This is a genomic window from Alishewanella sp. HH-ZS (genome assembly GCF_001704375.1).
Classification (GTDB): domain Bacteria; phylum Pseudomonadota; class Gammaproteobacteria; order Enterobacterales; family Alteromonadaceae; genus Alishewanella; species Alishewanella aestuarii.
Genome location: NZ_LZEJ01000002.1, coordinates 145,541 through 155,814, shown reverse-complemented (window position 1 = coordinate 155,814; position 10,274 = coordinate 145,541). Strand labels below are relative to the sequence as shown.

Annotated in this window: 10 protein-coding genes; 4 read left to right on the top strand and 6 right to left on the bottom strand. The window is 53.6% G+C overall.

Annotated features, from left to right (window positions below; translation table 11 throughout):
• Positions 1–357 precede the first annotated feature (357 nt).
• Complete coding sequence (locus tag A9165_RS01875; protein WP_255365617.1) at positions 358–681, top strand: energy transducer TonB; 324 nt, start codon at positions 358–360, stop codon at positions 679–681.
• 62 nt (positions 682–743) lie between these two features.
• Here the strand turns inward: A9165_RS01875 and A9165_RS01870 are convergent, their stop codons facing one another.
• The 6 genes from A9165_RS01870 to A9165_RS01845 form a co-directional block, all read right to left on the bottom strand.
• The gene (locus tag A9165_RS01870) at positions 744–3,806 is read right to left on the bottom strand and encodes an efflux RND transporter permease subunit (protein ID WP_065954724.1); all 3,063 of its coding nucleotides are present in this window, start codon (positions 3,804–3,806) and stop codon (positions 744–746) included.
• Entirely contained in the window at positions 3,803–4,870 is a 1,068-nt protein-coding gene (locus tag A9165_RS01865) for an efflux RND transporter periplasmic adaptor subunit (protein ID WP_065954723.1), read from the bottom strand. Before A9165_RS01865 ends, A9165_RS01870 begins: the two co-directional genes overlap by 4 nt.
• On the bottom strand, positions 4,848–5,696 hold the full coding sequence (locus tag A9165_RS01860) for a M48 family metallopeptidase (RefSeq protein ID WP_065954722.1): 849 nt from the start codon (positions 5,694–5,696) through the stop codon (positions 4,848–4,850). Before A9165_RS01860 ends, A9165_RS01865 begins: the two co-directional genes overlap by 23 nt.
• Positions 5,697–5,705: 9 nt before the next feature.
• Positions 5,706–6,215, bottom strand: coding sequence for a YbjQ family protein (locus A9165_RS01855; protein WP_065954721.1), 510 nt, complete (start codon positions 6,213–6,215; stop codon positions 5,706–5,708).
• A 2-nt stretch (positions 6,216–6,217) separates the two neighbouring features.
• Complete coding sequence (locus A9165_RS01850) at positions 6,218–6,532, bottom strand: YbjQ family protein (protein ID WP_065954720.1); 315 nt, start codon at positions 6,530–6,532, stop codon at positions 6,218–6,220.
• Between the two features lie 118 nt (positions 6,533–6,650).
• Positions 6,651–7,523 carry a LysR family transcriptional regulator gene (locus A9165_RS01845; protein ID WP_065954732.1) on the bottom strand — a complete coding sequence of 291 codons (873 nt, stop codon included), beginning with the start codon at positions 7,521–7,523 and terminating at the stop codon, positions 6,651–6,653.
• Between the two features lie 135 nt (positions 7,524–7,658).
• Between A9165_RS01845 and A9165_RS01840 the strand changes: the two genes are divergently transcribed.
• The 3 genes from A9165_RS01840 to A9165_RS01830 all read left to right on the top strand — a co-directional run bounded on the left by A9165_RS01840 (position 7,659) and on the right by A9165_RS01830 (position 10,217).
• Positions 7,659–8,777, top strand: a complete 1,119-nt coding sequence (locus A9165_RS01840; RefSeq protein WP_065954719.1) for an S-(hydroxymethyl)glutathione dehydrogenase/class III alcohol dehydrogenase — start codon at positions 7,659–7,661, stop codon at positions 8,775–8,777.
• Between the two features lie 21 nt (positions 8,778–8,798).
• On the top strand, positions 8,799–9,650 hold the full coding sequence (gene fghA / locus A9165_RS01835; protein ID WP_065954718.1) for an S-formylglutathione hydrolase: 852 nt from the start codon (positions 8,799–8,801) through the stop codon (positions 9,648–9,650).
• Between the two features lie 150 nt (positions 9,651–9,800).
• A complete protein-coding gene (locus A9165_RS01830) occupies positions 9,801–10,217 on the top strand; it encodes an HIT domain-containing protein (protein WP_065954717.1) in 417 nt (138 codons plus the stop codon).
• The last annotated feature ends 57 nt before the right edge of the window (positions 10,218–10,274 follow it).

The window sequence follows — 10,274 nt, the reverse complement described above, 5'->3', positions numbered from 1 at the left end:
AGTGTTAACATGAACCGCCGTATGCGGAACCGCACGTACGGTGGTGTGAGAGGACGGCGGGAGTGATCCCGCCTCCTACTCGATTTGGTAACGATGAGGTTAATTTCAGGTTGAATCTTTTAAGACTTTAAGGTAAGGTCTTAATTATTTTTGATTTTTTACTATAACGCTCCCGTCCTTAAAGGAATAAAGATGAAACAACTAAGCTTGCTGCTTTGCGCAGTAATAACGCTCAGTGCCTGCCAAACTACAACCCAACCTAGCCCGGATGCGCGTTTCGCTAGTCTGCCGGTAACCAAGCAACCGCACGCTAGTGGCCTTTTTAGAGATTTAGCCAGATTAGGACCGAGGTACCCGGTGGAAGAGGCGAGAGCCGGTGGTGAAGGCTGTGCCACTATTGAGTATGTTGTGACACCAGATTATCAGCTGCATGACGTGGTTGCCTTGGATGCCTCAAACCGCTTTTTTGCCCGTGAAGCCAAGGCGGCGATCCTAAAGTGGCAATGGCAGCAACTGCCAGCCGGCTTATTAACTGAGCCGGTAAAATTGCAAACCCGCTTTGAGTTCTGTCTGGAAACGGTTGAGGGACGTTGCGACCCTGAACAACTCAATGCCCGCACCCAGTGTCGCGGTGACGATATGTTGCCTGCCGTAGGCTACCGAGTATTGGTTCGCAGCTAACGTTGAAACTTCGGGGTCAGATCATGATCTGCTGGGGCAGCCTCTACGCTGCCCCAATAAACTTAATACTGCCGTTTTAAAACCTTATCGCCCAGTACCAACAACGCCGGGGTTAAAAATAGTGTCAGTAGGGTAGCAAAGCTTAAACCGCCGGCGATGGCACTGGATAATTGCGTCCACCACATGGTGGAGGGCGCACCAAAACCCAGGCTGGGCTCCAGCAAATTAACATTGACTGCCAGCACCATCGGCATTAACCCCAGCACAGTGGTAACAGAGGTTAGTAATACCGGGCGTAAGCGCAAGGTGCCTGTTTCCAGCGCAGCCTCGATACTGTTTAGCCCTTGTTGCCGCAGTTGGTTATAGGTATCAATCAAGACGATATTATTGTTTACCGCGATACCCGCCAGCCCGATAATCCCCATCCCCACCATGACGATACCAAAGGGCTGAGCATTAACGAGTAATCCCAGCAAGACACCGGCCGTGGAGAGTACGATAGCCGACAGGATCAGCAGCGTTTGATACCAGCTATTAAATTGCACCAGTAAAATCATCAACATCAAAAATATTGCAATAAAGAACGCGCTGATTAAAAAGTTCATTGCTTCCTGCTGATCGGCATCTTCACCGGCAGTTTTGATCATAACCCCCTCAGGCAGGACCAGGCCACTGCCGCGCAGTGCCGCCAGCCGCTCTGCTACCTGATAGCCGGGAGCGAGATCGCTTTTAATGGTAACGGCGCGGTTACTGTCAATCCGCCGGATCACACTGGTTTTCTCGCCGGGTTCTAAGCTAACGAAGTTGGTGAGTGGTACCTGACCGCGCGGTGTTTCTACGGTTAAACGCTCAAGCTGGGCTAACGAGCGCCAGTTTGCCGGAAAGCGCACCCGGATATCCACTTCATCACTGGCATACTCCGGGCGAAACTTCGCCAGCAGCAGGCCATTGCTGACCAGTTGGATCGCATTACCTACTGTCAGCACATCGGCGCCAAAACGGGCGGCTTCTGCACGATCAACGGTTAGCCGCCATTCAATGCCAGGTAAACTGCGATCATCTTCAATATCGATAAAGCCACCAAGTTGCTGCATCCGGGCCAGGATCTGGTTAACAGCAGCGTCAATCTGGCTGCTGTCTTCGGCACTAACTTGCAGCTCTATCGGCTTGCCACCGGCCGGGCCTTCCTGTTGCTGGCGAAATGCCAGGACCAGGCCGGGCAGGTCAGCGGTGCGCTCGCGCATCTCATCCAGGATCACCGCAGCGCGGCGGCGCTGGTGCCAGTCGATAAACTGAAACTGGATAGTACCAATCACATCTGCGGTTAGCTCGCCACTGGCAGCAGCCAGACTGCGGGCATAGAGGGCTTTGACTTCCGGCATGCCGAGCAAGCGTTGTTCGACCTGACGCAGGATGGCATCTTTTTCATAGATCGACAGATCGCCGCGGGCCCGCACCCATACCTGTGCCGACTCCGGCTCGACTGAGGGGAAAAACTCCAGGCCATGGTTAAACTTGCCATAGGCCAGGTAGATCAGCACCACACCGCTTAAGGCTGCGCAGAGTGTTAACAACGGGCGTTGGATCAAGCGGCCGAGGATGCGGCGATAGAGCAGGGTATAGCGGCTGGCGCGGTTTGGTGCGGGCGCGCGCTGGGGCGCTTTATGGCTGGCGGCGCCCATTACCGGTAAAAATACCAATGCCATGGCCAGTGACGCCAGCAAACAGAGGATCACGGTCGCGGGTAAATACAACATAAACTGGCCGACAATACCGGGCCAGAATAGCAGCGGCACAAACACCGCCAGCGTGGTAAAGGTGGACGCAATAATAGGCCAGCTCATCCGATCGGCGGCATTAAGCCAGGCGTCTTTTGGTGTCTGGCCGTCCTGAATATGGCGATCAGCCAGCTCACTGACTACGATAGCGCCATCCACCAGCATGCCGGCTACCAGGATCAGCGAGAACAGCACGATAATATTCATCGTAAAGCCGAGCAGCCAAATCAGCAGGATCCCGGCAAAAAACGCACCCGGGATGGTAATGCCAACCAGTAGCGCCGAGCGCATGCCCATGGTGGCGAGGATCAAAATTAATACCAGCACTACCGCGGTCAGCACATTATTCAATAAGTCAGATAACATCTCTTTGACGTCTTTTGACTGATCCATAATGTAATCAATTTGCATTCCGGGCGGAAACTGGCGCTCTGCCTGTGCCAGCAAGGCCTTGGTTTGCTCAATGGCTGAGATAATATTCGCGCCACTGCGCTTTTTCACTTCCAGTACCAGGGCCGGCTGACCATTAATGCGGGCGAAACTAAGCGGATCTTTAAAGCCGGCATTGACGGTAGCGACATCGGCAAAGGTGATTACGGTATCGCCACTGACTTTGATTGGGATCGACAGCACATCATTCAGATCTTCGATAATACCCGGCACTTTAATGGCCATCCGGCCGGCGCCGGTATCTAAACTGCCGGCGGCAACCAGACGGTTATTATTCGATACCAAACGAAACAGCTGCTGATAATCCAGGCCATAGCTTTGCAACACTTGCGGATCGACGATGATCTCCAGCACATCTTCCCGATCGCCACCAATATCTACCTCCAGAATTTCCGGGATGGCTTCAATTTGTTCCTTTAAGCGCCGGGCGATCCCTACCAGCACCGACTCCGGAACCGGGCCGGACAGACCTATGGATAATACCGGAAACAGCGCCACGTTAATTTCGTTAACAGTGGGTTCCTTCGCTTCGGCTGGCAGTTTAGCGCGCGCAGCGTCCACTTTCACCCGCACATCGGCCAGCGCCTTATCGGCATTAAAGCCGGCATCAAACTCCAGCATCACCGAGGCATGGCCCTCACTGGCGACCGAGGTCATTTTCTTAATGCCTTCCAGTGAGCGCAACTCGTGCTCCATCGGCCGGACCAGCAACCGCTCACCGTCTTCCGGACTGATGCCGTCCAGTGACATCGACACATACATCATTGGAATGGCGACATCGGGGTTAGCTTCTTTCGGGATCACCAGATAGGCACTGATACCGGCAATAAATAAAAACAGTAGCAGCATCAGGCTGGCACGGCTGCGTTGAATAGCGGCAGCGATCAGGCTTCTCATGGCGTGGCCTCGCGCACCACACTGACCTGTTGCCCAACCTCGACAAAGCCGGCGCCCAGCGTGATCAACTCAACCTCTGTTGCCAGGCCACTGACCCAGGCCAACTGATTGTCGGCACTTAGCAGCTGCACCGGATAAAAGGCGACACGACTTTGCTCTACCGTATAGACGCCAAGCCGGCCTTGCGGATCCAGTTTTAACAGCGCCGGGGACAGTGCATGCGCCTGGCGCGCCGAGAGGCTGATCTGCAAGGTGGCACTGGCACCGGCCAAAGGCAGCTGTTCGGGATTAGCGATGCTGGCCTCAATATAATAGCTGCGGGTGGCGACATCGGCTGCCGGGCTTATAAAGCTGAGCTCGCCTGATAGCTGGCGGCCATCCAATAAGGTGATACTGACGGCTTGTCCCAGAGCCAGTTCGCTGACTTGCTGTTGCGGTACCTGGGCGCTGGCGCGCAATTTTACGATATCTAACAGCTGAAACAGACTTTGGCCGGGCTGTACCAGCGCGCCGGGCTCGATCAGACGTCGTCCCAGTACGCCGTCAAAGGGGGCAACCGGGCTTTGATGTTGTACCGCCAGTTGGGCATCGGTGAGAGCGGTTTCGGCCAGGCGTAATTCGTTGGTTAACCGTGCCAGTTCGGTTTCAGAGACAAACTGCCGTTGCTTTAACGCTGTCGCGCTTTGCAGTTCGCTCTGGCGCAGCGCCAACAGCGCCTTCGCTTGCTGCACCCGGCTGTGCCGGCCCTCATCACTCAGTTGTAGTAGCGTGCTGCCGCGGCTGACTGCTGCGCCTTGCTCCACCAGAATGCGCTCAACCTTGCCGCTGATTTGCGCTTTGACTTCCAGCTGATGCCAGGCGGCAAGTTGGCCTTGGAGTTTAAGTTGGGCAGGATAGTCTTTGGCTTGCGAGAGCCGGGTTTGTACGCTAAAGCCTGTCGCCTGCTGCTCAGTTTTGATTGGCGGGGCTTCAGATTGACTACGGTAGTGATTACCCAGCGCCAACCACAGCAGAAACAGCAGGCTAACGACAATAGCAATCTTAACGGGCGTCAGGCGAGGCATACTCTATCCTTATTGATTTTGCGGTGGTCAGTTGTTGTAACACCTCTGGCAGCGGCTGTTCAGCTTGCACCGGGTAGCCGTGACGCTGCTGTTCGGTCTGTAACGCGGTGAGCCGTTTCTGCAGCGCCGGGTGGCTGGCAAACCAGTCCGGTAGCTGGCTGCTGTCGCTGGCCGCCAGTGTTTGAAAAAAACGCTCTGCGCCGCCGATATGACCATAATGACAATGTAAAATCGCCAGCGCCCTGGCATCGGCGGCCAGCTCCCGCTGCTGCGAGTGGCGCGCCATGCCAAGTTCAGTGGCGGGTAGAAAGATCTGGCCGGCATTCGCATTACCGGTAAGGGTAGCGCTTAGCACGGCCAGTACCAGGCCGCGGCCCAGACCCCGTAAATGATCGCGTTGCTCCAAATGAGCCAGTTCATGGGCCAGCACAAAGGCCAGGGCATTCTCGGTGTGCAGTTGCGTCAGTAAGCCCCGATATACCAACATGCGGCCACCTGGTAAAACACCGGCATTAACCAGTGGCTGGTCAAGATAACTGACGCGTACCGGATAGGCCAGGGCAGTGCATTGCTGTAGCTGATCGCTTAGTTGCTGTAATTGCTGCTGCACGGGCGATGATGCACTGTGTTGCTGCCATTGCCCAAACCATTGATATTCCAGTTTAGGATCAAGCTGGGAAATGGCTTTATCTACCGCCAGGCCCAGTAACCAGTAGAGTAATAGCAGCAACAATGTCAGGGCGGAGCCGATCAGCAGCAAATCCGTCAGCGGGCGCTGGCGGCTGACGTTAACATTGGATTTCGGCAGGCGCGGCTGATAGGCCATCTGGCAGCCTTAATGTGTTATCGATTGCTGCGACGCAGCTAATTGCGATACGGTGGCAGCATTAGTGGCTGTTTGGACGCGACCATAGATGGCAGTGCCATAGGCCAGGAGCTCAACCGAACCTATACCATTGCCAGCGGCATTATGGATAGCCGAGGTTTCAATCCGGATATTAATCAGTTGACAGGCATCCGGACATTGTTGTTTTAAACGCAGTATGGCTTCCCGTCTGGCACGATCAATCAGGGTTTCATAGCTGGCCACCGGGCCGCCAACTAGGCTGCGTAGGATGGCAACAACGCGCTTAAAGTAGTCAATTGAAATCACCACACTGCCGGCAAGCAATTCGACCCGCGTAATGTCTTGCATCGGCAGCAGCAAGTCACGACTGTTGCTGTGTGGCAGGTTTTGTAGCTGCTGTTCCCGCTCAATAATACTGCGGTAATGGCGCCGCTCCAGCCAATGACCGGACAGATAGCCGAGCAGCAGTAGTGTCAGAAAAGTCAGTAATGGTAGCATCGTCAGCCAACCCGCACTGCAGTGCCGTAAACGTAAATTTCAGCTGCGCCAGCGGCGATGGAGGAGGTAGAAAACCGCACATTGATGATCGCATTGGCACCCAGCTCTGCGGCTTGCGCCTGCATGCGCTTGATCGCTTCATCACGTGACTCGTTTAGAAGCTCAGTATAGCCGCGCAGCTCGCCACCAAACACATTTTTAATACCAGCCATAATATCGCGGCCAACATGCTTGGCACGCACCGTACTGCCAGACACTACGCCATAACAATCAAGAATGGTTTTGCCAGGCACGGTTTCAATATTGGTCATATACATCGGATTATCCCTAATTTACTGTGTCAGACCATCTTACGCTGCAGGAGGGCAAATAGCAGCGATCGACATAATTTTTTACACTTTTTCTGGTCAGTTGCTCGTTGCCAGTTGCCGGAGCTTAAGTGCTTAGCGCAACAGCCAGATAGTCGACCAACTGCCGTACCTTGGCCGACAGATGGCGGTTTTGCGGATACAGCGCCCAAATGCCGTCATCCGGTTGCCGGTAGGCGGCCAGCACTTCAACCAGGCTGCCATTGGCCAACTCCTCGCTGATGTAATAGTCAGGCAGTTGTGCCAGCCCGAGATGGCACAGTGCGGCTTCTTTTAATACTAAACCACTATTACACTGTAAACGGCCGCGGGGCCGGAATTGCAGCGTTTTTTGCTGTTCAGCAAAACGCCAGATATTGACTGTACCAATTAGACATTGATGCTGTTCTAAATCAGCCAGCGCTTGCGGTGTGCCATGCTGCGCCAGATAAGCAGGCGAAGCGACCAGATACTGGCGACGACTGCCTAAGCGGCGGCCAATCAAATTTGAGTCACTAAGTTGCCCGAGGCGCAGAGCCAGATCAAAACCACCTTGCACCAGATCCAGTTTATCGTTAGTTAGCACCAGCTCTAACTCCAGCTCCGGATAACGTTGTAAAAAGTGGTTTAATAGCGGTGAGAGCCGGGTTTCACCATAAAATACCGGCGCAGTGACTTTTAACAGGCCCCGCGGTGACGCAGTGAGATTGGCCATAGCGCGGTTGGCTTCGGCCAGGCTGCTGACCAGGTGCCGGCAATGCGGTAAATACAACAAACCCTCTGCTGTCAGGCTGACGCTGCGGGTAGAACGGTACAACAGTTTGAGCGCCAGTTGTTGCTCCAGTGCAGCAATATTGCGGCTAACCTGTGCCACAGAAAGACCAAGCTGGCGGGCAGCCTTGGTAAAGCTTTGTTGTTCTGCTACCGCTACAAATTCGCTGATCCCTTGCCAATTACTCACTGGTTGCCTCATTGATTATTGCATATATGAAAAGCTGATTTGTATTTTAGCATCATTCTGCGCTATATGGAAACAATCACAAGTGCGCTATAGTGTATGCAGTAGTTTTTCTGTTACAACACCAAGGACTTCATTATGCAAATGATCAAAACCCGTGCCGCTGTTGCCTGGGGACCAGGCCAACCGTTATCAATTGAAGAAGTAGATTTAATGCCGCCACAAAAAGGCGAAGTATTGGTGCGCATTGTCGCCAGTGGCGTTTGTCATACCGATGCCTTTACGCTGTCCGGCGAAGATCCAGAAGGGGTTTTTCCGGTGATCTTAGGTCATGAAGGCGGTGGTATTGTCGAGGCGGTGGGCGAGGGCGTGACCTCGGTTGCTGTTGGCGACCATGTGATTCCGCTGTATACCCCGGAATGTGGCAAATGTAAGTTCTGTTTATCGGGTAAAACCAACCTCTGCCAGGCGATCCGTGCCACGCAGGGCAAGGGCCTGATGCCGGATGGCACCAGCCGTTTCTCGAAAGACGGCAAACCGATTTATCACTATATGGGCACCTCGACCTTCTCAGAGTACACCGTATTGCCGGAAATTTCGCTGGCGAAAATTAATAAAGAAGCCCCGTTAGAGAAAGTCTGTTTACTTGGCTGTGGTGTCACTACCGGTATGGGCGCAGTGCTTAATACGGCCAAGGTTAAAGAAGGTGATACGGTAGCGATCTTTGGTCTGGGTGGTATCGGCCTATCAGCGGTCATTGCCTCGGTGATGGCCAAAGCCGGCCGCATTATCGCCATTGATATCAACGAAGATAAGTTTGATATCGCGAAAAAGCTCGGCGCCACTGATGTGGTGAACCCGAAGAAATTTGATAAGCCAATCCAGGAGGTGATCGTCGAGATGACAGATGGCGGCGTCGATTTCTCCTTTGAGTGTATCGGTAATGTTAATGTGATGCGTTCGGCACTGGAATGTTGTCATAAGGGCTGGGGCGAGTCGGTTATTATCGGTGTTGCCGGTGCGGGCCAGGAAATTTCAACCCGGCCATTCCAGCTGGTGACCGGCCGTGTCTGGCGCGGTAGTGCCTTTGGTGGCGTAAAAGGCCGCAGTGAGCTACCAAGCTATGTTGAGCGTTATCTGAACGGTGAGTTTGAGCTGGATACCTTTATCACCCATACCATGCCATTGGAGGAGATTAATACAGCCTTCGATTTGATGCATGAGGGTAAGTCGATCCGTACCGTTATTCACTTCTAAGTTAGCGTGCGGGGAGCAAAGATGAGTTTGAACCAGGTCAGTGAACAGCGTTGTTTTGCAGGGAGGCAGGTGCGCTTTAAGCATCAGTCGCAGGTGCTTAACTGTGAGATGCAGTTCTCGGTATTTTTGCCACCACAAGCAGAACATCAGCGGGTGCCGGCCTTGTACTGGCTATCGGGTTTAACCTGTACCGATGAAAATTTCTCCACTAAAGCCGGGGCGCAGCGCGTCGCGGCGGAATTGGGGATGGCGTTGGTGATCCCCGATACCAGCCCGCGTGGCGAAGGCGTGGCGGATGACCCGGAGGGTGCTTATGATTTTGGTTTAGGTGCCGGCTTTTACGTTAACGCTACCGAAGCACCTTATGCCAGGCATTACCAGATGTATGACTATATCGTGCAGGAGCTGCCTGTTTTGTTGGAAGCGGAGCTGCCACTGACGGCAGATCGCGCCATCAGTGGCCATTCGATGGGTGGTCATGGTGCGCTGGTAATTGGTCTACGTAATAGTAACCGTTATCGCAGCATTTCGGCGTTTTCGCCGATCTGTCATCCCAGTGATTGCCCGTGGGGGATTAAGGCGCTGACCGGTTATCTGGGCGCGGATCGCTCACAGTGGCAGCAATATGATGCGGCGCTGTTATTGTCTGCTCAGGGTTCTAAGCTGCCGATTCTGGTCGATCAGGGCTTGGCGGATCAGTTTTATCCACTGCAACTTCGAACAGAGACACTGCTGGCCGCAGCGGAGCGAAGCCAGGCGCCGGCTGAAATCCGCTTACAGCCGGGCTATGATCACAGCTACTACTTTATCGCCAGCTTTATTGAACAACATCTGCGTTTTCATGCCCGGCATCTGGGGCTTAGCGCTACTTAGGCATGATGGTGTTTGCCTAAGGTCATATAAGCGCCAGTGCTGAAAAGCCCTGGCGCTTGGTTTTTTATCAAACTATTTGCTGCTCTTGCCGACAGTTACTGGCATAATTTTCGCTAACTGCTGTTTTTAAACGACAAGATGGAGCCTGGTATGAGCTATAACCCGGATAATGTGTTTGCTAAAATTCTACGCGGTGAGCTGCCGTGTTTTAAGATTTACGAAGATGAGCATAGCCTGGCCTTTATGGATATTATGCCGCAAGCGCCCGGTCATGCGCTGGTGATCCCGAAATACGCAGCGGTAACGTTGGCAGACTTACCATTGGAATATGCTCAGCCACTGTTAGCGGCGGTGCAGAAAGTGATGGCGGCACAACAGCAGGCATTAGCTGCCAAAGGTGTGGTGCTGATGCAACTTAATGGCACTGAAGCTGGCCAAACCGTGCCGCACCTGCATTTTCATTTAATCCCGGCGCATCTCAGTACGCTAAGAGCGCATGGTGCTGAGCAGGGCGATATGGCACAAATTAAGGCTATCGGTGAGCAGTTAGCGGCTGTGTTACAATAATCCGCATTACTCCTGCCTGGCGGTAATATTTAGCACTGCCCGGGCGGTTATCTTCCC